This is a genomic window from Pseudomonas sp. WS 5021 (assembly GCF_012985535.1).
GTDB lineage: Bacteria > Pseudomonadota > Gammaproteobacteria > Pseudomonadales > Pseudomonadaceae > Aquipseudomonas.
Genome location: NZ_JAAQWP010000002.1, coordinates 691,459 through 714,812 on the forward strand (window position 1 = coordinate 691,459; position 23,354 = coordinate 714,812).

Here is a 23,354-nt window from a genome sequence, read left to right on the forward strand (position 1 = left end):
CGTTCATTCAACCCAAACGCGTAATGGGAAATTTGTCATGGATTTCGACCTTTTCAATGCTCAATCAGCAGCTCCCAGCCCTGCCAAAGCGCTGGATATGTTTCCCCAACTCAGGGACTTCAGTGCGTCGCTGGGAAACACCCCGCTCGTGGAAGTGCCGGGGCCACAGAACGGAGGTCGAATCTTCGCCAAGCTGGAGTCGAAGAACCCTTCCGGATCGATCAAGGATCGCGTGGCCTTCGGCTTGTTCTGTGATGCGATCAATGCTCACGACTTTGATCAGGGCCCGCTCAAGCTTCTTGATTCGTCGGGTGGCAACATGGCCAAGGCTTTAGCTCATTTGGGGCATCTATGCGGCCTGCCCGTGCACGTGGTGATACCCGACTCAGCGCCAGAGGTATTGCTTCAATCCTTGAGCGATAGCAACGCGATTGTCACGAAGGTGGACAGCAGCCATTTTCTGCTTGGCATCATCGCCCGCAGCCAGCAGATCGCCCGCACGGAGCCAGGCTGGACCTTGCTATCCCAGCATCTGAACTTGGTAAACACATCGGTGCATCAGTATCACACCGGCGCCGAGATCTGCCGTCAGCTCGACGGCCGACGCCCCGATGCCTGGGTAGCAGCCATCGGCACTGGAGGTACGCTTGCCGGCGTATACGCAGCGCTGGCGCAGCAAAACCAGGACCTGCGCGTCGTCGGGTGCACGCCTCGCGAACTGCCATTTGGCACAATGGAACCTCCAAACCGAACTGCCAGATTCGCAGGCGCAGGAGGATTTGGTTTCGGGTTCCGGCAACCGTTTGTCTCGTTGATTCCCTACGAAGTGCCGTTCCAGACCGTCTCACATGAGGAGTCTCTCAAAGCCATGTTCCGGTTCTTCGAGGAAACCGGCATTCCAATTGGCGGTTCGGCCGCGGCCAACTGGATCGTCGCGTGTAACGTCGCCTCTGAACTCGACAAGGAGGCCAGTGTAGTCACCATCTTCCCCGACGCCGGCAGCGACGCCGACCGCGAGCGGGGCCGGCAGTTGCTCGATAACGAGCGTCAAACGACAAGGAGCTAATGCTATGCCCATTAATGAACAGGACATGATGTCAAATCTGGTGAGCCTGGCCGATCTGGCCAGAGCTCAGTTGGACCTTCCCGACGGGCTCAACAAAGCCCGGCAGATTGTTGCAGAGCGCATAGGCACCGATCGCTTCGTCATGCTGCCACTGCTTGAACTCAGCGATATTCAGTTCAAGGCACAGGCTGACGACAGGCCCACTGTGGGCGATGTCAACTCGCATATTGATCGATGGATCGGGGATGACGGCGTCGAAATCGGCACCATCAGCGGCGAAGGTTGGAAGATCGCAAGCCTGGATAAAGACGTGATCTCCTATTATCGGGAAACCGCAGATACACGCTTGGGCAGAATCGAGACAGCGGGGGTCTGGAATTCATCCGCCATTTGGCAAGGGCGGTGGCAATCATTGTTTGCCACCGGTGTCACCGGTGAGGTGACCGGGATGATTGGGGTACGGCAACTGTATCAAGAGGTCCCGCGCGAGCGCTATCGGGCCTTTGTATTGCTGATTCCGATCGAAGCGGCCGACGAAGCGATTCAGGGCCGGGTACGCCGCGGATACACGACTGATTGAATTCGGAGGTCGCATGTACGATCAGCACGTGGACCGCGACATTGCAGTCATTGGTATGGCTTGCAGGTTTCCTGGCGCCAACACCCTTGAGCAGTACTGGCACAACCTGGTGAACGGCGTCGAGTCGGTAATCGAACTCGGTGATACGCCTACCGATGCGCAGACCATGCCATTTGCCGCACCGTTGAATGACAACGTACTGTCATTCGATGCCACGTTTTTTGGCGTGGGTCATCGTGATGCAGCCTTGATGGACCCTCAGCACCGACTATTCCTCGAGTGCGCGTGGCATGCGCTCGAGCATAGCGGTATCAAACCCGGGCAAATGCCCGACACCGGTTTGTTTGCCGGCTGCAGTAGCTCAGCCTACCTTGGCCACTTGCAAGCGTCCGACCTCATGGAAAAATTCCAGCCGTCAGGGTTCGAGCTGCAAATTACCAATGATAAGGACTACTTGGTCACGCGGGCGGCGTGGCACCTGGGCATAGAGGGGCCGGTACTCGGTGTGCAGGCAGCCTGCGCTACATCGCTCGTCGCCGTCGCAGAGGCCGTCGAGGCCTTACGCGCAGGGCGATGTCGAGTAGCGCTGGCCGGTGGATGCACGTTGCGGTTTCCGCAACGTGCGCCTTACCGGACTCAGCGAGGCATGATCTACGCACAGAATGGCCACTGCATGCCTTTCTCCAGCAAAGCGACAGGGACGGTGTTTGGCAGCGGTGTCGCGCTAGTGGTTCTGAAACCGTTATCCCTGGCGCTCGCTGAGGGGCAACGCGTGTTAGCCGTAATCAAAGGCTGCGCCGTCAACAACGATGGCGCCCGCAAGGTGGGTTTCACCACCACCAGCGTCGACGGACAACGACGCGTGATCAGCGCGGCCATGCTCGATGCCCATCTCACGCCCATGGACATGCGGGCGATGGAGGCGCACGGGACCGGGACAATTGCCGGTGATCCCATTGAGTTCAACGCATTGAACGACCTGTTTGCAATGCCCGGGAAAGGACACAACTCCTGCGCACTTGGCTCAGTGAAGGCCAACGTAGGGCACCTGGAAACATGCGCGGGCATGGCAGGGCTGATCAAGGCCGTGCTCCAGATCCAGCATGGTTTCATAGCGCCACAGATCCACATGGACGAAGTAAACCCTTCGATAACATTGGATACCAGCCCGTTTTACTTTCCCGCAATCGCTGAGCCGTGGCATACAACGGATAGTCGCAGTGCCATTGGGGTCAGTGCTTTTGGAATCGGCGGGACAAATGCGCACATAGTGCTGGCGCGTTCGCCACAAGCTCTCGATGAGACGACGACCGCCGCGACCGATTTTCCTTCAGTCATTCCCGTAACCGGGCAAAGCGAGGCTGCCTGCCACAGGTTGATACGGGCCTACCGCGCAGAACTCGCCGGGCTCCCCGCGGACCGCACGGCGTGGAGCGCCCAAACCACGCGTCGAGCGCTCAGGTATCGCGCAACCTTGTGTGCGGACAAGGACGGCGCACTGCAGGTCGCTGACCCGGTACGCGATACCGGCCGCCGCAAGCCGGACATCGTTTTCCAGTTCCCGGGCCAGGGCAGTCAGTTCCTCGGCATGGCCACCGGCCTGGCCAAGTCGAACCGACATTTCGCAAGTGATCTTCATGCCTTGGTACGTCTGCTGCGAGAACAAGCGGATGTCGATGTCTCCTTCCTGCTGGATGGAAATGCTGACACCGACCTGACCGATACCGCGACGGCACAGCCCGCGCTCGTTGCAGTTCAAATCGCGATGGCCCGGTTCCTCATTCGGCACGGCGTCGTACCTGACGCAATCGTCGGTCACAGCGTGGGCGAAATCGCAGGCGCCTGCATCGCCGGAATGCTGACCGCCGAAGAAGCACTGCTGTTCGCTGCTCGACGGGGCAGGTTGATGTCTGAATTGCCAGCTGGCTCCATGCTCGCCGTCTCCATGAGTGAGCAAGCCTGCCGGGATTGGCTCGCGGACGACGTTTCGCTAGCCGCCGTCAACGCCACAGAGGCCTGCGTTCTCTCCGGTACCAAGGCCGCGATCGAGCGCATACAGCGCTCATTGACCAGCCTCGGCATACGTTGCCGTGGTTTGACGGTATCCCATGGGTTTCACTCGTCCATGATGGCCCCCATCCTGGACGAACTGGCAGCCGCCGCGCCGACCGCCAAGGCGGCGCCTTCGGATATTCGCTTCCACTCGACCCTGCACGGCACAGCATTCGACTCGTCAGACCGCCTCGACGGAGCCTACTGGGCGCGGCACGCGCGTGAGCCGGTGAGATACCTGGAGGCGCTTACCACCATTGCGGTTCGTGAAGGGACGCTATTTGTCGAAGTGGGCCCCGGCACGACCTTGACGGCCTTGACAATGGCACTGCGGCCGCGAGACACCGCGATTCGCACGATGCGTGGCGAGCGAGACAAATCGCCAGAGCATGAGGTGTGGCATACCGCGCTTCAGAAAATCTGGATGGCCGGTGTGGACATTGACTGGCGCCCGGCGTGGAACCTGCCAGCCAGAACCATCCCGTTAACGCCCTACCCCTTCGACCGACAACGTCACGGCGTGACGCTTGAGACGCAGGGCAGCACACCTCGTACGGCCGAACCCGCACAGCAGCCTGAGTCGCGAAGGTACAACAGCGTTGCACAGGCCGCTGCCGCACTTTGGGAGAAGGTCACCGGGACGCCTCCATCCAGCCAGTATCAGTTGTTCAGTGACGATGGCGGGGATTCCTTGGCGGCGTTCCAACTGATTGCATTTGCAGACTCCGAACTCGGGGTCGTGTTGAACGTATCTGACTTCCTGGCTGATCCCACACCGTCGGGCCTATGTACATGCCTGACGGATGCCGGCGCCGCTAACAGCATTCACATTCATCCTAAAGAAGGGAACGCATAGTCATGGCAACCATCACTCATCCAACGTTCGGTGTCTATGAAGTCGAAACTGTAGTGGTAGACAGTCAGAGTTCATTCACCATCGCCTGCTCGCCCCACCGGCATGCGATGCCCAGCAATGGAGGTATCCGTTGGAGTCGATATAAAACACTGTCACATCAAAAAGATGAAGCAATCATGTTGGCAAGTGCGATGGATCTGAAACATGGTTTTTATCGAACCGGCTTCAGCGGCGGGAAAATCGTCGTAAATAGCAGTGCGCTACCTGATGAGGCCCCACACGTATTCGATGCCATCGGAGAAACCCTGAACCGCTATGCCGGCTCGATGTACACAGGGTGTGACATCAATACAAGCAGTGCGCATATGACGTACCTGAGAAAATCCACCCCGTGGATTCTGGATGCCATGGACAGCCCTCAGATCAGCACGTCAATTGCCACCGGATTTGGTGTCTGGAGTGCCCTGAAGGCGGTACTGAAGTGCTCTCCGAGAATCAACGGAACGCCTCTTGTAGCCATTCACGGCATGGGCAAGGTGGGCTTTGAAGTTGCCAGGCAATGTCTCGCCCATGGGTACAACGTGATCGGCTTCGACGTAAAGCCCATTAGCGATATTCCGGCCGGCCTGTGCATGTTGAGCGAGGAGGATTTCTGGTCAAGCGCCCCGGATGTGCTGTGCATTGCGTCCCTCTCCAGAATCCTTGATCTGCCCACGGTTGAACGTATACGCGCGCGCTGGGTTATCAGTAGCTCCAACACACCGTTTGACAGTACTCAAGCAGAAGCGAGGCTTCTGGCGCGTGGGGTTGGTTATGTTCCTGATTATGTAAGCAACGCCGGAGCGGTTATCTGTGACAGCATCGAGCGATCGTTCCCTGATGTTTTTCGTGCGATGACACAGGATCAGGCAAACAACTATACAGGGGCATTGATCGGTACTAAGACCGGCGAGTTGATCAAACGGGCAGAACTGCTGGGATGCAATATTCCCACACTGTTATCGCGAACCTATTTTCATGCCGGAAATAATGTAGACCTCGACGTATCCCAACGGCACGATCCGTCTATCCACGCTGTTATAGACGCGCGCAGCTTCGCGGTTTAGACATAAGAGGACAATGAAGGGGATAGCTGTGGGTTTGTTATAACTTGGCGGCACCGCTGGCCCATCACAAGCATTTAAACTTTAAAGATCTCGCACATACCCAACTTATCTGGAAGAGCCATTCTTCCAACGTATTTAATTTGCTTGACGCGTCACGCAGTAACCGGGACTTCCATTACAACCGAGTCACTACGACCCACGCGCGTATAACGCCGCTCGATTACCTGACGAACCCCAAAATATAACTAATTGCAGTGACGTTTTTTGTCGCCCACTCTAATTATCAGGAAGATACGATGTCCCCCAATACGCCAGAGACACACTACGATGTATTAATCATCGGCGGAGGAATACTCGGTCTCGCCAGCGCTTACTATGCGACAGCCAGAGGATTAAAAACATTGGTTGTCGATCAGTACGGAATAGGCAACGACACCAATAGTTCCAAAGGCCTGGAGCGAATGTTCCGCTTGATGCAAGACAACGAGTCCGAAGCCCGGCTGGCCGAAGCGTCACTTGCAATATGGACAGAACTGCAGCGCGCGAGCGGAAAAAACCTGCTTGCTTCGGACGACCTTATCTTCTTTGGCCATCGGGATGCGCCGATGACTACCGAAGGTAACGTGCAACACATCAAACACACCATGGATAGCATGGGCATGCCCTACGAATACCTGGACTCCCCCGCCGCTATTCACAAAAGATTTCCGATGTTCAATCTGGCAGCCATGCCTGACGACTACGTAGGCCTGGTGCAAGCGGCAAGCGCGTCCATCAACGTGCAGGAAGCGGCCAGGACTTTTCTATTCGCCGCCCGGCAGACGGACCTCCTGCACGTATTGGATAAGCATGCCGTGATCCAGGTCGCCCCTCTTAAGGACCAGGCTGGCTATACGCTGCTGACTGAGGCTGATGGTCGCTCCGTGACCGTCCACGGAAAACATTTGATCACTTGCCCGGGAGTATGGGCAGATTCGGTGTTGAAGGGCTTTGGTCTCAAGCAAGCGCCCGGTTGGAAGATCTGGAAGATGAGTTACGCCTATTGGCCACTCAAGGAAAACCCTCCGAAGATTCCTATCTGGTTTGAGTTCGGGAATATCGATGCAAGCGACCAAGGTACGTTTTACGGCTTCCCACCCCTGGACTTCTCGCCAGACCGGCACAACATGGTAAAAATGAGCGCCGACTACACCTACGACACTTACGATGCGCCGTCAGCAATTCAACCGGGCGTGAACCCAAGATTGATGGAGGAACTCGTTACGCACCTGGATCAACTGATTGCCCCCAATGCCGTCGACGCCACTCAATACCAGCATGCGGGGACATGCCTTTACTCGATGAGCCCGGACGGCAAGCTGGTGATCGGGCGTATCCCGACGGCACCCGGCCAGCAGTCATTCCATGCCGGCGCCTCGATGTGCGTTATGGAGTCAGGCCGAGCCTTCAAATACGCGCCATTGTTTGGACGTATATTGGTTGAACTGGCTGTCGATGGGCACACCCGGTATCAGCACGACCTGGATATATTCTCGTCCACTCGTGATGGGCTGTTCGAACCTTCAACGTAACAGCGCTAAAACGGGGCCCATTACGAAGCGCGGTTGGTGCTCTCCCTTTCGTCTGCGCATCGTCAACACCGGTAGGTGCCCTGCTTCCAGGCAAGGGCACCGTTCACCCTGCACGCCAACCGACCCTGAAGTACCGCCCAAAGAACAACCAGGCTACGGCTTGACCAGGCCCAGGTTTTCCCGGAAGCAGCGCCCTTCGTAACGCCTTCTGAGCAGCCCGCGCTTCTGCAGGAGCGGAACGACCTGCGCCACGAACTCGCTCGCGCCTCCCGGTAGGTGGGAGAACATGACGTTGAATCCATCGGCGGCCTCCTGCTGCAGCCACAGTGCCATCTGGTCAGCGACCATTTCGGCGGTCCCCACCATTTCCAGGCCCTGGTAACCGCAGACCCGCCTTGCCAACTCAAGAACGCTCAAGTTTTCCCGCGCCGCGAGCCGCACCACACGATCACGGCCGCTCTTGCTCGCATTGCTCTCGGGTATTTCAGGCAGTAGGCCTGCCGGATCGTAGGCAGAAATGTCGTGCCCCAACGCAATGGAGAGCGTCGCGAGGCAACTCTGATCATCTACCAGCTCATCCAGCCTCGATCTTTTGCGTTGCGCCTGCTCAAGATTGTCGCCTAATACGACAAGGACTGCGGGAACGATTTTCACCGCATCCGTGCGGCCTGCTGCCATAGCTCGTGATCGCATGTCAGCATAGAAAACCTGCGCAGATGCAAGATCGGTCTGATAAGTAAAAATGACTTCGGCCGTCTCTGCCGCAATCTGCCGCCCCGCTTCGGACGCACCGGCTTGTACTATGACGGGGCGCCCCTGAACAGGTCGAGCTACATTGAGCGGGCCTTTCACCGCGAAGTGAGGGCCTTGGTGATTGAGTGTATGCAGCTTGGCAGGATCAAAGTAGATGCCATTGGTTGCATCCATGCAGAAGGCATCCGCCTCCCAGCTTTCCCAAAGCCCCTCCATCACCTGCGAGAACTCTCGGGCGCGGCGGTACCTTGCGCCATGCTCAAGGTGGGACTGCGCGCCGAAGTTGGCTGCCTCGTTCGGATTACTCGACGTGACCAGATTCCACCCAGCCCTACCTGCACTGATGACATCCAGTGAGGCCAGGCGGCGCGCGAGCATGTACGGTTCGTTATAGGTGGTACTGGCGGTTGCGATCAGCCCGATGTGCCGCGTCACTGCCGCCAACGCCGGAAGCAGTGTCAATGGATCAAGCGTAACCACGCTGGAGCTTCGCATGAGCGTGTCGACGGAACCTGCGCGAACCGCAAGTGAGTCAGGCAGAAAGAGCCCATCAAACCGACCCTTCTCAAGGATTCTGGCGAACCACTTCATGTGCTCGAAGCGTCTGTGGAAGTCGGGTATGGCACCCGGATAGCGCCAAGCACCGGCATGAATGCTGGGCATGGCCAACAGGATGAGTTTCTTGAGTGGTCTGGTCATTGTAGGGTGCTCGACATGGAATTCGGTGCTCGCAAAGACCGATCCACAATCAGGAATGGAGCCCCTTGCGAGCAGTATTCGAGGCGCGCTTGCACGCCGTAGACTTTTTCCAGCAACGCCGGTGTCAGGACATCGAGGGGGCGGCCGGTGGCATGCACCCGCCCTTGATGAAGGACCACCACGTGGTCCGCGAAGCGCAATGCGTGATTGATGTCGTGAATGGCCATGACGACGCACATCGAGCGCGCTCGCGCCAACCGACGCAATAAATCGAGCACATCGAACTGGTTTTGCAAATCCAGTGCGCTCGTGGGCTCATCCAGTAACAAGACACTGGGTGCGCGGATCATTGCCTGGGCAATCGATACAAGTTGCCGTTGGCCGCCGCTCAATGCGGCCAGCTCGCGGTCGGCGAGCACGTTAATCTCCAGCGTCTGGAGCATACGGGTGACCTCATCCAACTCACTGCCATCAACGCCCCAGCCGCTGCCCTGCTTGCTCGCAAGCAGCACTGCTTCAAACACTCGCAGCGAGGAGTTCATGGAAATATCCTGGGGGACGTGTGCGGGGCGGTTGCGATGATGAATGGACCAGGTCTCGACAGCCTGCCCTGCCACAGTCACGGTGCCTGCGCCACCCAACTCGCCCGCAATCCGGCGCAGCAGCGTGGACTTACCGGCAGCGTTCGAACCCAGCAGCGCCGTGATGCTACCCGCTGCCATGGGCCCGAAGCTGACGTTCTGCAATACCGTATGGCCGTCGAAGGCTACCGACACGTCCGCGATGTTGAGCAGTGCAGTCATCGCGTCTTCGCTCGCAGAATCAACGCAAAAAACAAGGGCACGCCCACCAGGGATGTCACTATTCCAATCGGCAGGGTTTGCCCGGCGACCAGCGATTTGCTCAGTACCGAGGCCGCCGACAGCATGCATGCCCCACATAGCGCAGAGGCCGGGAGGAGAAAGCGCTGGTCCTCGCCTACCAGCATTCGGGCAATATGCGGCCCCACCAATCCAACGAACCCGATGGTGCCCACAAAAGAGACGCAGATAGAGGCGAGCAGACTGCTGAGCAGAATGCCGCGCAGGCGCAGGCGCGCTACGGGAATCCCCAAAGCCGTCGCCCGGGCCTCTCCGAGTTGTAATGCCGTCAACGCCCAGGACTGGCGGGCGAACGTAAACGATACGATCAGGAGAATGACACTCATGATGCCGAGCTTGGGCCACGTAGCACGCGAAAGACTGCCCATTGTCCAGAAGACGACAGCAGACAGCGCCTGTTCGGGACCGATGTACTGCAGCGCCTCCAGCAGTGCCGAGAACGTGAAGACCAGGGTCGTGCCCAACAGTATGATCATTTCGGTGGTGATACCGCGTTTGCGACTCAGGCGATGAATGAACAAGGCCGCTGCCATCGAAACGAGGAACGCATTGACGGGGATGGCGTAGGCGACAGCCGAAGCAGGCAGAACGCTTACCCCCAATATCAGACCGAGTGCGGCGCCAAAACTCGCCGCGGCCGACAAGCCCAAGGTGAACGGGCTCGCCAGGGGGTTGCCGAGCACTGTCTGCATTTGCAAACCCGCAATCGACAGACTCGCGCCGACGACCAGAGCCGATAGCGCCACGGGTAGTCGGATGTCCCAAAGTATCACGCTCACCTGGCTCGACGACGCGTCTTGCATCAAGACGGACAGCAGCTCCATCAACCTGTAATGCGCCGGGCCTATGGAAAGGTCGATCATGAAAAACACAAGGGTAAGCAGGCCAATGCCGACGATCATGCTCAAGCGGCGTTTCGCCAGGCGGCTGTATAAGCTCCGCCCGCGGGTGAGTTCGGCCTGTGTGCCGATGGCTTGCTTCGTCATAGTGATGCTCCATCCAGGCTCAGCCAATAACCGGGCTGATAAGGAACCGGAAGAAAACGCGCGTGGAACTCGCGAAACGTAGCGTCCGGATCCAGCGATGCGAAGAGTTCGGGATGAAGCCACTTTGCTATCCGCTGCAGTGCGACAAAGTAATACGGATTGTCATAGAAGGGATGCCAGATGGCGTGGACCCTCCCCGCCTTCACCGCCGACAACGAACGATATGCCGGCCGGCGCATCAACCGGCGCAAACGCGCGAGCCCTTGCGCGGAGTCGGCGCCGGGTCCGAGGTTGACCCAGTCTCCCGCAGGCGAATAAAGCGACCAATTTGCGCCGGTCACCAGGATGACATCCGGGTCGCTGGCAATAACCTGCTCGGGATGCAAGGTACCAAAAGTACTGTGCAGGAAATGGGAACCGAGGTTGTCGCCTCCAGCGACTGTCACAAGCTCACCGAAATTGCCTTCGCCGTAAGTCAGGCAGCAGTCGTCATACAGACCTGCGGCACGCTCGACCATTACACGAGGCCGCGTTCGAACGTTTTCCAATGGCACCGTGACACGTTCGATCTGCTCTTGGCGAAAACGCAGGAATTCGTCGGCACGATCGGTTCGCCCAAGCAGTGCACCGAGGATCTGCACGCTTCGCACGGTGTTATCAAACATCTTGGTGCGAAAATCAACGAACACGATCGGAATGCCCACCTGTGTCAACCGTGCCATCAGGCCCGACGACTCGGCGGCGGCCTTTGAACTGAGGTTCATGATCACCACGTCCGGCGCCAACGAAATCGCTAATTCGCTACCAATGGAGTCAAGCGTCGCGGCCGGAAACGATGGAATGCGGCCCATCTCGGGAAACTTCCGCAGATATGCCCGATAGCCATCCAGGTCCGCAGCCTTGAAGTTCTCGCCCCAACCCACAACATCAGCAAATGGCCGGTCCGGAAGCAGCACCGCCAAGACGTAAGCCAGCGTGCCATCCCCCAGCAGCACCCGCTCCACAGGTCGATCTATGCGTACATCACGGTCAGCAACATCCTTGAATGACACACGTGCGGGCGCAGCGGTGAGACTTCGAGAAAGGCTGATCAACATTCCAGCCGCCATCAGGCGCCCCAGAACACGGCGCCTTGAATACAGAACATCGCCCATTTGGCTCACCAGCGGTAAGTGAGAGAAGTGGTGGCCGTGCGATCCTGCCCGACAAAGCAATACAGGGCCGAGGTACAACTTGCGACGTATTCCTTGTTAGTCAGGTTGCTGACATTGAGCGCCAGCGAAGCGCCTTCAAGCGAAGGCGCAATTGAACCCAGTTCATAGTTCAACGCCAGATCAAAAAGCGTGACCGCCGGAACCTTGAACGTGTTCGCTGGATCGCCGTACGACGCGCCCAGGTAACGCGAGCCTGCTCCGATTTTCAGGCCGGACAAAGATCCGCGCCCTATGAGGTAATCAAGCCACAGGGCAGCGCTGTGTCGGGGGGTTTGTGTCAGGCTGTTGCCTTGGTAGGTCGTATCCTGGACCAAGGCGTTATCCAGGTAACTGTAACTGGCAAGCAGATTAAGATTTTCGACTAGCTCGGCAGTGGCTGAAAGATCGACACCACGGCTGCGCACCTTGCCCGCCTGGGTGTTGAACCCCAGATGGGCCGCATCGGCGGTTTTGACGTTGGTCTGTTCCAGATTGTAAATGGCGGCCGTCAGCAATGTTCTGGAGTCGGCGGGGTGAAACTTGATGCCTATCTCCGTTTGTGTCGTTTCAGTCGGGACGAACGCACTCCCGTTGTAACCGCTGCCTATCAACGGATTAAAAGACGTGGCATAGCTCACATAGGGAGAAATGCCGTTATCAAACTGGTAACTCAGGCCTGTTCGCCCCGACCACTTCCCGTTGTTCATCTTGGTGGAGACCGAAGTAGGGGAATAACTTCGCGTCACGTCGTCTGTTTCGGATTTATCGTAGCGTGTGCCCAACGTCAGACGCCATCGGTCATAAGAAATCTGATCCTGTACATAGACGCCCAAGCGATCGAACTCCTGTTTCTCGGACCAAGGTGCTGCGCGGCTTGCCGTGAAGTCTGGTTTGACATGCGGGCGATAGTCCGAGCCGTAGGGGTCAACAAGATAAGGGCCACTGCTATAGAGGGCACTGGTTACAGTGCCCGAGGCAAAATCGGCACCCACGATAACGTCGTGCTTAGTAGGCCCGAGCCGGAGGCTGCCACTGACATAGTTGTCCATCGAGAACGTATTGGAACTGGAAGGGGAAATCTCATAAGTGTTTTTTAGCAGTGGCTTGCCATTGACCACCGAATACCCGTAGACAACGCTTCTTTGCAAATCCGAGGCGATATGCATGTAGCGCATAGTGCTCGTCACCTTCCAGTCGTTGTCGAAAGAGTGGGTGAAGTTGGAGCTGATGTAATTCTGTTCACGGGACGAGTCATCAAACGACATATCCCGGTAGTTCCTGTCCCGATCTATTGATGGATAGGGACTTTTATTCAGCCCAAGCAGATTGGCTGGCAAAGAGTTGTAGTTCGGTATTTCGGGCTCCCGAGAGTGAGCAAGCTGGACAGTCCAAGAGGTTTGCTCCGTCGGCTGCCACGTCAGCGAAGGCGCAAGATAGAGCCTTTTGTGGTGTACATCTTCGATCTGGTCATTCGCCTTCAACCCTGTCGCGGTAAAGCGATAGAGCAGCGTCCTGTCACTGTCGAGTGGACCGGTTGAATCCACGCCAAGAAACGTACGGCCGAAGCTGCCAAATTGTGTCGTGACCTCATGCGACTCCACCTCTTGGGGCTTGCGAGTTACCTGGTTGACTATGCCTCCGCCGGTTGATTGCCCATAAAGATAGGACGACGGTCCTCGCAATACTTCGACACGCTCCAGTGTGTAGGGATCGACCTGGGGCGACCAACTGCCAGGGTTACTGATTAAGCGCAGCCCGTCCAAATAGTAATCGGCTTCGACGCCGCGGATTTTTGTGAAGTCGAGCTGATCTCCGAAGGCCCCGTATTTTTCGCTATTGGCGCCTGCCGTATAGCGCAGTGCCTGGCTGGTCGTTTTTATTTGCTGGGTATCCATCTGCTCGCGCGTGACTACCGACACGGATTGAGGAATTTCCAGGATCGAAGTGTCGGTCTTGCTGCCCAACCCGGATTGTTCCGCAACATAACCGTGTACGAGACCGGATTCGCCTCCCTTGGTGCTCACCCCAGTGACACTGGTGGCCGGCAAGGTGACCACACCTGCAACGGGTGGGATTGGATCATTCTCGGTCGTGCGCTGCGCAAGGTCATCAGCGTGAGCCATTTGATAAGCACACAGGGTTAGCGCAGAGGCGATCACCGCACACTGCTGGGCGGTGCGGCGAAAGTAGTTTGGTTTCGAGCTTGGGGAGGGATGAATCAGCGGCCAGTTGTTCATTCTGTACACGGCGTCAAGCGGATTGGGAGGCAAATCCTATCCACTGACTGACTGACAGTCAATGTAAATGAGAAGTAACATTGACTGTGCCTTGCATGCTTGTGTAACCACTGCAGCTCAATTACCGGGCGGGACTTGTATGGACCCTTGCAACGAGGGTGCTGCCGCGCCTGCGCAAACCGCTAGTAGCCAAACAACGACTTACTCTCCAGATACTCATCAAACCCACACTCCCCCCACTCGCGGCCGTTGCCCGACTGTTTGTAGCCGCCAAACGGTGCAGCCTGGTCGGCGCGGGCGCCATTGAGGTGGACCATGCCGGTACGCAGTTGACGGGCAATCCCCAGGCTGCGTTCAAGGCTGGCCGAGGTGACGTAACCGGACAGGCCGTAGGGGCTGTCGTTGGCGATGGCGATGGCCTCGGCTTCGCTGTCATACGGGATGATTGCCAGGACCGGGCCGAAGATTTCCTCACGCGCCACCAGCATGTCCGGGGTGACATCTGCAAATATCGTCGGCTGCACGTAGTAGCCACGCTCAACGCCTTCAGGCCGACCTGGCCCCCCGGCGACCAATCGCGATCCTTGGGCGATGGCCTGGGCGATCATGTGCTGTACCCGTTCGTACTGCATGGCGTTGGCGATAGGGCCAATGGCCGTGCTGGGGTTGCTGTCGTCGTAACACATCTGCGCGAGCACGTGCTGGGCAATCTCAATCACCGCCTGTTGCTGTGCACGTGGCACCAACAGGCGTGTCGGTGCATTGCACGATTGGCCGCTGTTACGCATGCAGCCCAACACACCATGGCGCACTGCGCTGGGCAGGCTGGCATCGTCGAGCAGAATGTTGGCGGATTTGCCGCCCAGTTCCTGGGACACACGCTTGACCGTCTGTGCCGCCGCCTGGGCCACTGCAACGCCGGCGCGGGTGGAGCCGGTGAAAGACACCATGTCCACCTCTGCATGGCGCGCCAGCCCAGCGCCCACCCCCGGGCCGTCGCCGTTGACCAGGTTGAATACCCCTGCGGGCACCTCGGCCTCATGCAGCACCTGGGCAATGATCCGGGCTGACAACGGCGCACGCTCGCTGGGTTTGAGCACCACGGTGCAGCCCACCGCCAGCGCTGGCGCGAGCTTGCAGGTGAGTTGATTGAGTGGCCAGTTCCAGGGCGTAATCAGGCCGCACACGCCGATGGGCTCGCGCACCACCAGGGTGTTGCCCAGGCGCCGTTCGAAGCGGTACTCGCGCAACACTTCCAATGCCTGCATCAGGTGACCCAGGCCAGCCGGCACATGGGCGCTGCGGGCCAGGGACAGCGGCGCGCCCATCTCCAGGTGAACCGCTTCGATCAACGCTTCGCTGTGGCGCTCGTAGGCTTCGATAATGCGTTGCAGCAGTTCGATACGCGCCTTGAGCGAACTGGCGGCGAACCCCGCAAACGCTTGCCTGGCCGCGCCGACCGCACGCTCCAGGTCATGGCTGTCGCCAATGATGATGCGCGCTACCACCTGCTCGGTGCGCGGGTTTACCACGGTTTCGATGGTGGTGCCGTGGGGCTTGACCCAGGCGCCGTCAATGTAGAACTCAAACAGATCCGACATCCCTTGCACTCCCTTCAGGCAACGTGTTTCAGGGCGCTGCCCAGGGTGTCGAACACCAGGGCAATCTCCTGCGGGCTGATGAGCAGTGGCGGCGAAATCACAATTGTGTCGCCCGAGCCGCGCACCAGTACGCCGTTCTCGAAGCACCACTGCGCAACTTCGCTGCCCCGTGCGCCTGGAAACCCTGGGCGCGGCTCGAGTTCAACGGCGCAGAGCAGGCCGATAGCACGTACGTCCAGCACCGCGCCGACGCCCTGCAGCGCAAGTGCACTCGACTGCCACAGCCCACTCACGGCGTTGACGTGTTGGTTGATGCCCAATTCGCGATGCACCTCAAGGGTCGCCAACCCGGCTGCGCACGCCAGCGGGTGCGCTGAATAGGTGTAGCCGTGCATCAGTTCGATGACAGTGGCCGGCCCGGCCATGAACGCCTCATACACCGCACCGCTGACCAGTACGCCGCCCATGGGCACCGCGCCGTTGGTCAGGCCTTTGGCGGTGGTGATCAGGTCCGGGAGCACGCCGAAGGCTTGCGCGGCAAAGGGGGCGCCGACGCGGCCAAAGCCGGTGATCACCTCGTCGAAAATCAGCAGCACGCCGTGCCGCGTGCAGATCTCGCGCAAACGTTGCAAATAGCCCAGGGGCGGCGGATAAACGCCGCCGGAGCCGGTCACGGGCTCGACGATCACGGCGGCCACGGTGCTCGGGTCCTGGATATCCAACAACTGTGTCAACGCGTCGGCGTAACTGGCGCCCTGTTGCGGCTGCCCGACGCTGAAACGCATGCCGGCGTCATAGGGCAACGGCAGGTGCGAGACCTCGCCCAGCAGTGGGCCAAAGTCACGCTTCTGACGGCCGATGCCAGAGACCGACAGCCCACCGAAGCCCATGCCATGGTAGCCCTTGGCGCGCCCGATAAACTTGGTCCGGCGGCAATCGCCACGCGCCTGGTGATAGGCCCGCGCGATCTTCAGCGCGGTGTCCACCGCTTCAGACCCTGAGTTGGTGAAAAACACCTGCTCCATGCCGCCGGGGCTGACGTCGATCAGGCGCTCGGCCATCTCCAGGGCCTGGGGGTGGCTCATCTTGAATGACGAGACAAAGTCCAGGCGCCCCGCCGCTTCGCGAATCGCCTCGACGATTTTCGGCTGGCCGTGCCCGGCATTGACGCACCACAGCCCGGCCATTGCATCGAGTACACGGCGCCCGTCGGTGGTGGTGTAGTACATGCCATCGGCACTGGCGAACATCATCGGCTGTTGCTGGAACTGGCGCATCGGCGTGAATGGCGCCCAGAACCCGCGATTCACGCGCGCTGAAGGCTGGGAAAGATCGTTCATAGAGACTCCTGCAAAGCAATGATGGGATGGCCGGTCAGCGTCGGGCGCTGCAACGGGCCTGCGTTAACGTTGACGCTGCGGTCCACAGACAACCTGCCGTGTTCGATACGGCAGGTGACCCGGTCACAAAACGCCGTCTCGACAAACTGCCAGGTCATGCTCAACACCCCCGCTTCGGTCCAGCGCGCCTGCGCCACCACCGGGGTGAGCTCCGGCTGGTATTGGTGATGCAGATAGTGGCCGGTCATGCTGGTCCGGCTTTCGATGCCGGCCACGAGCCCGGCACGAATGCAATGGGTGCCACGGGGGTCGGTGAGGTAGAAATCACAATGCTCTGGGCCAAACTCCAGGCGCACTTCGCTGACCTGGTCTTCGTTGGCCTGCATGACGAACGTGCCACTGAATTCGGCCTGGCGCGGCGAACTCGCGGCGCCAGACATGACGGGCCGCTGTTGCCGCGCCAGCAGCGCCGCCAACCCGGCATCCGCCGCGCCGTCGGTGGGTACGCCCAGCGCCGGCACCAGATGCTCCCACAACAGGCTGTGCAAGCGCCGCTCGCCCAGCGCCAGCCCGGCGGTGAAGGCAATCACCGCGTTATGGCGCGGCAACACGATGCACTGCTGGCCAAACACTCCGGAGGCGTAGTAACCACCGTGCAGGGTCATCCACCACTGGTAGCCGTAGCCTTCGCGGCGCGTGACAGCCGCGTCGCTCGACTCGTCACGGCCCAGGTAGCGCTTGCCATCGAAGGCGCCCATCCATACATCGTCGACATGCCCACGGGTCGCGTCGGCCACCCATTCCCGGGACAGCAATTGCTGCCCCTCCCAATGGCCTTGTTGCAAGTGCAGCACGCCGAACTTGAGCAAGTCCTCGGTGCGGCAACTGAGGCCGTTGCCCCCGGTGTTGAAGCCGCCCGGTGCAAGGTCCCACTCGATGGGCCCCATGCCCATGGGCTGGAAGATGCGCGCGTTGCACAGGGCGTACGCCGTCTGGCCGCTGACCACACTGACAATCGCCGAGAGCATGAAGCTTGACGCACTGCTATAGATGAACCGCTGCCCTGGCGGGTCTTCGACCGGCTCATTGAGGAACAACCGCACCCAACTGTCAGTGCGCCCGCGCCAGGCGCCACCGGAGATGCCCTGGCGATGCCCGGTGCGCATGGTCAGCAGATCCCGTACGGTTATGGCCGCCAGGTTAGCGCTGATGGAGGCCGGGCAATCGGCGGCAAAAAAGTCCACCACCTTGGCATCCAGCGACAACACACCGTCATCCACCAACAGCCCGACCGCCATGGACACCCAGCTTTTGGTCGCCGAGTGCTGAACATGCAAGCGTGCGGCGCTATAAGGCGCCCAGAACGCTTCGGCCACTACCGCGCCATCGCGGTACAGCATGAAACTGTGTAACTCCAGGCCCGCAGCGTTCACCGCATCGATGAAATCACTCACGCCACGCGCCGATACACGTTGTTGACTGGGCAGTGCCCGGCGCAACGGCAAACTCGTCATCTGATCTATCCCCTCATTTGCACTGCTTGGGCGTGCAACAGGCTGCTGTTGCACGCCATTACCGCTACCAGAGCGCCACGGTGTAGCCCAGGATCACTCGGTTTTCGTTGGTGTCACGGGCGAAGTTGCTGGTGGCGCTGGCGTTCTGCCAACGCAGCGATACGTCCTTGAACGTACCGCTCTGCACCACATAGCCCAGGCTCAAGTCCCTCTCCCACTCGCGCCCTTCGCCGGCAAAGCCGATGACCTTGGCGTTATCGCCCTTGGCGTAACGCGTGGAGAACAGCAGGCCCGGAATGCCCAGCGCAGCGAAGTCATAGTCGTAGCGGGCATGCCACACGCGCTCACGGGTCTGGGAGAAGTTGGCCAGTTGGTACTCGCTGAACAGGTAAGTGTTGGTACCGTCCACATAGGTGAACGGCGTCGAACCGTACTGCTCCTGGTAACCGCCGCTGAGGTTGTGGCCGTACAGGCCATAGCCGATGCGCGTGCTCAGCGCCCGGTTATCCACCTTGCCGGCCAGGGCGGCGGCGTCTTCGCTGGCGCTGAAGTAGCGGATGTCCGTCTTCAGGGTGCCCGGGCCCCACTTGAGGCTGTTTTTCAAGCCCAGGTAATGCTGTTGGTACAGGCTTTCCAATTGCGCGAACTGGTAAGTCACGAAGGTCGTCGGCGTGAGTGCGTATTCGCCGCCGGCGAAGCGGAATTCATCGCTCTTGGCGCTGCTTTTGTAGGCGCCATATTGGCTGGTAAGCCCCATGTCCTCGTAGTGGGTCGAGTCGCGCTGCTTGACCTGGTCCAGTTGACCGGCGGTCAGGGTCAGCTTGTCGATGTCCTTGGAGGTGAGTGCCGTGCCGCTGAAACTCTGCGGGAACAGGCGGCTCAGGTTCGGCTGCAGGGTCGGCAGGTCTGGCACCATGTAACCCACGCGCAACTCGCTCTTGGCCAGGCGCGCCTTGCCGGTGAGGCCAAGTTTGGAGTAGTTGTCATGGGCTCGGCGGGCGTAGCTGGGAGCGCCGGGCTCGGCCATGCTGGAGCGCGCCAGCAGCCCGGTGCCGGAGTTGTCCGGGCTCGAATCGAGCTTGATGCCCAACATCCCGACCGCGTCCAGGCCAAAGCCCACGGTACCGTCGGTAAAACCCGACTCGAGCTTGAGGATAAAACCCTGTGCCCATTCGGCACGCTTGTTCTGCCCGCTGGATTCGCGGTAGTCGCGGTTGAAGTAGTAGTTCTTCAATTCCAGCGCGGCTTTGCTGTCGGCGATGAAGTCGGCCTGGGCAAACAGGGGCATGAAACCGGCCCCCATGACGCTGGCACTGGCGACGACTTTGTTGATGCGGTTATTCATGTGTAGGTTCCTGGCAGACAGGTTGAGTGGGGTTGTTTTTGTTTTCTTCGGCCATGGCTTCGCCCGCTTCGCAAATCGGCGATTTGCGAAGGGTTGGGTTTTGATGCCGTGGCCTGGGGTGCAGCAGTACCTAAATCACACTGGCACGGAGGCGGTAGCTGCCGTCCGCGCGTTTCTCCAAGGGGCTGGCCGCCGCAAGTAGCCGGCGGGTGTAAGGGTGTTGCGGGGTGTCGAAAATCGTGTCACGCGGGCCCATTTCGACCACCTCGCCCTGGTTCATCACCGCCACGCGGTGGGCGATGCGCTCCACCGCCGAGAGGTCGTGGGAGATGAACAGGCAGGCAAAGCCATATTGGCGTTGCAGACGCTCGAACAGTTCGAGGATCTGTTTCTGGATGGTCATGTCCAACGCCGAAATCGGCTCGTCGGCAATCACCAGCTTGGGCCGGCGCACCAGCGCCCGGCCGATCGCCACGCGCTGGCGTTGACCGCCGGAGAGTTGATGGGCAAAGCGCTCGCGAAACTGTTCGGGCAAGCCCACGTCGACCAGGGTGTCGGTGACCCGCTGGCGTTTTTGCGCGGCCGTCAGGGCCGGCTCATGGCGCAGCGGCTCGGCGAGGATCTGGCCGACCGTCATGCGCGGGTCGAGGGACGAATACGGGTCCTGGAAGATCATCTGGCATTGCAGGCGATGCGCGCGGTTGGCGGCGTTGAGGATATCCACGCCCTGGAACAGAATCGCCCCGGCGCACGGGTTGACCAACCCGACGACCGCACGCCCCAGGGTGGTCTTGCCCGAACCGCTGCCACCGACCAGGGCCAGGGTCTCGCCCGGCGCGATGCTCAGGTTCACCGAGTGCACCACGCGCTTGGGCACGCTGCGCCCCCAGAAACTCCGTGGCCCCGGGTGCTCGATACACACATCCCGGACCTGCAGCAACGGGCTGTCGGCCGCCGGCAATGGCCCCAGCGTCCCACGCCGGGGCAGCGCTTCGAGCAACTGCCGGGTGTATTCAGCCTTGGGGGCAAAGAGGATGTCTTCGATACGGCCCTGCTCCACCGCCTTGCCCGAGCGCATCACCACCACTTTATGGGCATACCGCGCCACCAGGGACAGGTCGTGGCTGATGAACAGGATCGCGGTGCCCTGCTCGCGGGTCAGCTCCAGCATCAACTCGATCACGTCCAGTTGCGCCAGGCAGTCCAGGGCCGTGGTCGGTTCGTCGGCGATCAGCAGCGCCGGGCGCAGCAACATCACCGAAGCCAGCATGATGCGTTGGCGCATGCCGCCGGAGAATTGGTGCGGGTAGGATGCCAGGCACTTTTCGCCGTCCTTGATGCCGATGCGTTGCAGCATGGCGATGCAGCGCCCGTGGATCGTCGCCGCATCCAGCGCGGTATGCAGCTTGAGCGCCTCGCTCATCTGCCGGCCAATAGTCAGCGCGGGGTTGAGCGAGACCATCGGTTCCTGGAACACCATGCCGATCCGCGCACCACGCACCGCACGCATGGCCTTGGCATCGCTGCTGTCCAGCGCTTGCCCCTGGAACAGGATGCGCCCGCCGCACACTTGCATGGGTGCCGGCAGCAAGCCAATGGCGGCGCGGGCGGCCATGGTCTTGCCGCTGCCAGACTCGCCCACCAGTGCGACGATTTCGCCAGGGGCCATGGTGAAGCTGAAGTCGTCGACGGCCAGCGGACCGTCCACGCCAACGCGAATCTGCAGATTTTCAACGGCCAGTAAAGGCACTGGAGCGCTCATGCTCATTTCCTCATGCGCGGGTCGAGACGATCACGCAAGGCATCGCCGAACAGATTGATAGCCAGCAACGTCAGGCTGATAAAGATGCCCGGGAAGATCCCCAGCCACGGCGCCGTCGAGATATAGGTGCGGCTTGCCGAGAGCATGCTGCCCCAGGTCGCGGCCGGCGGTGGAACCCCGAGGCCGAGGAAGCTCAACGCGCTCTCCGAGAGCAACGCCCAGCCAAACATACTGGTGGCCAGTACACACAGGGGCGCCAGGCAGTTGGGGGTGATGTGGCGGAACATGGTGTACAGCTCGGAGTTGCCGATCACCCGCGAAGCCTCGATGAACTCCAGCTCACGCAGTGACAGCACGCTGCCGCGCACCACCCGCACCACCGATGGGGTGTAGGCGATGCCCAGGGCGAGCACGATGCCGTACTGGCTGGCGCCGACAATCGCCATGATGCCCAGGGCCATGAGGATGCCGGGGAACGCCAGCAGCGCGTCGTTGAGCATCATCAGCACCCGGTCGGTCCAGCCGCGCAGGTAACCGGCGAGCATGCCGATCACCGTGCCGCAGATCACCGCCACGCTGACCGAGAGCAGGCTGATCCACAAGCTGGTACGCGCGCCAATGATCAGGCGGCTGAACACATCGCGGCCAAACTCGTCGGTGCCAAGCCAATGCACGGCACCCGGTGCGTGCAGGCGTGAGAGCAGATCCAATTTGAGCGGGTCGTAAGGCGTCCACACCACGCCGAGCAATGCCAGTAACACCAGGACCGCGAGCAAGCTGCCGCCGATCAGGGCATTGAGCGGCGGGTAACGCCGGCGCCGCCGAGGCGAGATCGCCGCCACGGTGGGCAAGGCAGGAGTCTTGAGGTTCATAGCTTCACCCTTGGATCGAACAGCGGATACAGCAGATCCACCAACAGGTTGACCAACACATAGATGCAGGTGACCAGCAGCAGGCACCCCTGCAGCACCGGGTAGTCGCGGGAGAAGATCGCATCGACCATCAACCGGCCGATGCCGGGCAAGGTGAACACGGTTTCCAGCACCGCAATGCCGCCGAGCAGGTTGCCCAGGATCAGGCCAATCAAGGTCCAGGTCGGCGCAAATGCGTTGCGCAAGGCGTGTCGCCACAGCACCGCGCTTTCCGACAAGCCCTTGGCCCGGGCATGGGCGATGTACTCCAGGCGTAGCACCTCGATGGTGCTGGCCCGGGCCATCCGGGCAATGGCGCCGAACTCCACCAGCGTCAGGGTGATGATCGGCAGCACCACATAGGTCAGCGCTTTCATAGGGTCGGTGGCGAAGCCGACGTAACCGATCACCGGCAACCAGCCCAACTGAATGCCGAAGACATACAGCAGCAGCAAGCCCAACCAGAAGCTCGGCACCGACAGCAACAACGTTGCCGTCGCCACCAGCCCCAGGTCCATCGCACTGTTTTGCTTCCAGGCTGCGAGCAAGCCCACCGGCACCGCGAGCAGGGTCGCCAGCAACACTGCCACCAGCACCACGGTCGCACTGACGCTGAAACGCTCGACCAGCAACTCCAGCACCGGCTGACGGCTGCTGATGGACACCCCAAGGTCGCCACTGAGCACCGACTTGATCCAGATCAGGTACTGGGTCAGCACCGAGTGGTCCAGGCCCAGGCTGCTGCGCATGTCGGCCAGGCTTTGCGGGTCGGCCATGTCACCCAGCATCAACAGTGCCGGGTCGCCGGGGATCAGGCGGATCAAGGCAAATACAATCACCGAGATCAGCAACAGGGTCGGCACCGCCATGCCGAGCCTGTGCAATATGAATCGAAACATAG

The 23,354-nt window shown here is 60.1% G+C and carries 17 protein-coding genes; 5 read left to right on the top strand and 12 right to left on the bottom strand.

What is annotated here, in order from left to right; all coding sequences use genetic code 11:
• The first annotated feature begins 37 nt into the window (after positions 1-37).
• The 5 genes from HBO19_RS09305 (at position 38) to HBO19_RS09325 (ending at position 7,231) form a co-directional block, all read left to right on the top strand.
• The gene (locus tag HBO19_RS09305; RefSeq protein WP_170057355.1) at positions 38-1,066 is read left to right on the top strand and encodes a pyridoxal-phosphate dependent enzyme; all 1,029 of its coding nucleotides are present in this window, start codon (positions 38-40) and stop codon (positions 1,064-1,066) included.
• A gap of 4 nt (positions 1,067-1,070) precedes the next feature.
• Positions 1,071-1,646: a hypothetical protein gene (locus HBO19_RS09310; protein WP_169951525.1), complete on the top strand. Its 576-nt coding sequence runs from the start codon at positions 1,071-1,073 to the stop codon at positions 1,644-1,646.
• 13 nt (positions 1,647-1,659) lie between these two features.
• The gene (locus HBO19_RS09315; protein ID WP_170057356.1) at positions 1,660-4,554 is read left to right on the top strand and encodes a type I polyketide synthase; all 2,895 of its coding nucleotides are present in this window, start codon (positions 1,660-1,662) and stop codon (positions 4,552-4,554) included.
• 2 nt (positions 4,555-4,556) lie between these two features.
• Positions 4,557-5,660: a Glu/Leu/Phe/Val dehydrogenase gene (locus tag HBO19_RS09320; RefSeq protein ID WP_170057357.1), complete on the top strand. Its 1,104-nt coding sequence runs from the start codon at positions 4,557-4,559 to the stop codon at positions 5,658-5,660.
• 296 nt (positions 5,661-5,956) lie between these two features.
• A complete protein-coding gene (locus HBO19_RS09325; RefSeq protein ID WP_169951518.1) occupies positions 5,957-7,231 on the top strand; it encodes an FAD-dependent oxidoreductase in 1,275 nt (424 codons plus the stop codon).
• Positions 7,232-7,384: 153 nt separating this feature from the next.
• Here the strand turns inward: HBO19_RS09325 and HBO19_RS09330 are convergent, their stop codons facing one another.
• From HBO19_RS09330 to HBO19_RS09385, 12 genes are all read right to left on the bottom strand, one after another.
• Positions 7,385-8,683, bottom strand: a complete 1,299-nt coding sequence (locus HBO19_RS09330; RefSeq protein WP_170057358.1) for an LLM class flavin-dependent oxidoreductase — start codon at positions 8,681-8,683, stop codon at positions 7,385-7,387.
• Entirely contained in the window at positions 8,680-9,486 is an 807-nt protein-coding gene (locus HBO19_RS09335) for an ABC transporter ATP-binding protein (protein WP_170057359.1), read from the bottom strand. The genes HBO19_RS09330 and HBO19_RS09335 overlap by 4 nt, the downstream gene beginning before the upstream one ends.
• Positions 9,483-10,550 (bottom strand): iron ABC transporter permease, encoded by a 1,068-nt coding sequence (locus tag HBO19_RS09340; protein ID WP_170041448.1) that lies wholly within the window; start codon positions 10,548-10,550, stop codon positions 9,483-9,485. Before HBO19_RS09340 ends, HBO19_RS09335 begins: the two co-directional genes overlap by 4 nt.
• A complete protein-coding gene (locus tag HBO19_RS09345) occupies positions 10,547-11,704 on the bottom strand; it encodes an ABC transporter substrate-binding protein (RefSeq protein ID WP_170057360.1) in 1,158 nt (385 codons plus the stop codon). The genes HBO19_RS09340 and HBO19_RS09345 overlap by 4 nt, the downstream gene beginning before the upstream one ends.
• A gap of 5 nt (positions 11,705-11,709) precedes the next feature.
• Positions 11,710-13,980 carry a TonB-dependent siderophore receptor gene (locus HBO19_RS09350; protein ID WP_222934687.1) on the bottom strand — a complete coding sequence of 757 codons (2,271 nt, stop codon included), beginning with the start codon at positions 13,978-13,980 and terminating at the stop codon, positions 11,710-11,712.
• A gap of 182 nt (positions 13,981-14,162) precedes the next feature.
• Entirely contained in the window at positions 14,163-15,581 is a 1,419-nt protein-coding gene (locus HBO19_RS09355) for an aldehyde dehydrogenase family protein (RefSeq protein ID WP_170057361.1), read from the bottom strand.
• 14 nt (positions 15,582-15,595) lie between these two features.
• Positions 15,596-16,921, bottom strand: a complete 1,326-nt coding sequence (locus HBO19_RS09360; protein ID WP_170057362.1) for an aminotransferase class III-fold pyridoxal phosphate-dependent enzyme — start codon at positions 16,919-16,921, stop codon at positions 15,596-15,598.
• Complete coding sequence (locus HBO19_RS09365; protein ID WP_170057363.1) at positions 16,918-18,435, bottom strand: serine hydrolase; 1,518 nt, start codon at positions 18,433-18,435, stop codon at positions 16,918-16,920. Before HBO19_RS09365 ends, HBO19_RS09360 begins: the two co-directional genes overlap by 4 nt.
• Positions 18,436-18,499: 64 nt before the next feature.
• Positions 18,500-19,780 carry an OprD family porin gene (locus HBO19_RS09370; RefSeq protein WP_170057364.1) on the bottom strand — a complete coding sequence of 427 codons (1,281 nt, stop codon included), beginning with the start codon at positions 19,778-19,780 and terminating at the stop codon, positions 18,500-18,502.
• A 130-nt stretch (positions 19,781-19,910) separates the two neighbouring features.
• A complete protein-coding gene (locus HBO19_RS09375) occupies positions 19,911-21,542 on the bottom strand; it encodes an ABC transporter ATP-binding protein (RefSeq protein ID WP_170057365.1) in 1,632 nt (543 codons plus the stop codon).
• Between the two features lie 2 nt (positions 21,543-21,544).
• Positions 21,545-22,414 carry an ABC transporter permease gene (locus HBO19_RS09380; RefSeq protein ID WP_170057366.1) on the bottom strand — a complete coding sequence of 290 codons (870 nt, stop codon included), beginning with the start codon at positions 22,412-22,414 and terminating at the stop codon, positions 21,545-21,547.
• Complete coding sequence (locus tag HBO19_RS09385) at positions 22,411-23,352, bottom strand: ABC transporter permease (protein WP_170057367.1); 942 nt, start codon at positions 23,350-23,352, stop codon at positions 22,411-22,413. Before HBO19_RS09385 ends, HBO19_RS09380 begins: the two co-directional genes overlap by 4 nt.
• Positions 23,353-23,354: the final 2 nt, after the last annotated feature.

What these genes read in the sequence shown, in the direction of transcription:
- HBO19_RS09335 (WP_170057359.1), bottom strand. Translation starts at nt 9,486, where the DNA reads ATGACTGCACTGCTCAACATCGCGGACGTGTCGGTAGCCTTCGACGGC.
- HBO19_RS09310 (WP_169951525.1), top strand. Translation starts at nt 1,071, where the DNA reads ATGCCCATTAATGAACAGGACATGATGTCAAATCTGGTGAGCCTGGCC.
- HBO19_RS09385 (WP_170057367.1), bottom strand. Translation starts at nt 23,352, where the DNA reads ATGTTTCGATTCATATTGCACAGGCTCGGCATGGCGGTGCCGACCCTG.
- HBO19_RS09355 (WP_170057361.1), bottom strand. Translation starts at nt 15,581, where the DNA reads ATGTCGGATCTGTTTGAGTTCTACATTGACGGCGCCTGGGTCAAGCCC.
- HBO19_RS09325 (WP_169951518.1), top strand. Translation starts at nt 5,957, where the DNA reads ATGTCCCCCAATACGCCAGAGACACACTACGATGTATTAATCATCGGC.
- HBO19_RS09360 (WP_170057362.1), bottom strand. Translation starts at nt 16,921, where the DNA reads ATGAACGATCTTTCCCAGCCTTCAGCGCGCGTGAATCGCGGGTTCTGG.
- HBO19_RS09370 (WP_170057364.1), bottom strand. Translation starts at nt 19,780, where the DNA reads ATGAATAACCGCATCAACAAAGTCGTCGCCAGTGCCAGCGTCATGGGG.
- HBO19_RS09365 (WP_170057363.1), bottom strand. Translation starts at nt 18,435, where the DNA reads ATGACGAGTTTGCCGTTGCGCCGGGCACTGCCCAGTCAACAACGTGTA.
- HBO19_RS09340 (WP_170041448.1), bottom strand. Translation starts at nt 10,550, where the DNA reads ATGACGAAGCAAGCCATCGGCACACAGGCCGAACTCACCCGCGGGCGG.
- HBO19_RS09380 (WP_170057366.1), bottom strand. Translation starts at nt 22,414, where the DNA reads ATGAACCTCAAGACTCCTGCCTTGCCCACCGTGGCGGCGATCTCGCCT.
- HBO19_RS09315 (WP_170057356.1), top strand. Translation starts at nt 1,660, where the DNA reads ATGTACGATCAGCACGTGGACCGCGACATTGCAGTCATTGGTATGGCT.
- HBO19_RS09330 (WP_170057358.1), bottom strand. Translation starts at nt 8,683, where the DNA reads ATGACCAGACCACTCAAGAAACTCATCCTGTTGGCCATGCCCAGCATT.
- HBO19_RS09320 (WP_170057357.1), top strand. Translation starts at nt 4,557, where the DNA reads ATGGCAACCATCACTCATCCAACGTTCGGTGTCTATGAAGTCGAAACT.
- HBO19_RS09345 (WP_170057360.1), bottom strand. Translation starts at nt 11,704, where the DNA reads ATGGGCGATGTTCTGTATTCAAGGCGCCGTGTTCTGGGGCGCCTGATG.
- HBO19_RS09350 (WP_222934687.1), bottom strand. Translation starts at nt 13,980, where the DNA reads ATGAACAACTGGCCGCTGATTCATCCCTCCCCAAGCTCGAAACCAAAC.
- HBO19_RS09305 (WP_170057355.1), top strand. Translation starts at nt 38, where the DNA reads ATGGATTTCGACCTTTTCAATGCTCAATCAGCAGCTCCCAGCCCTGCC.
- HBO19_RS09375 (WP_170057365.1), bottom strand. Translation starts at nt 21,542, where the DNA reads ATGAGCGCTCCAGTGCCTTTACTGGCCGTTGAAAATCTGCAGATTCGC.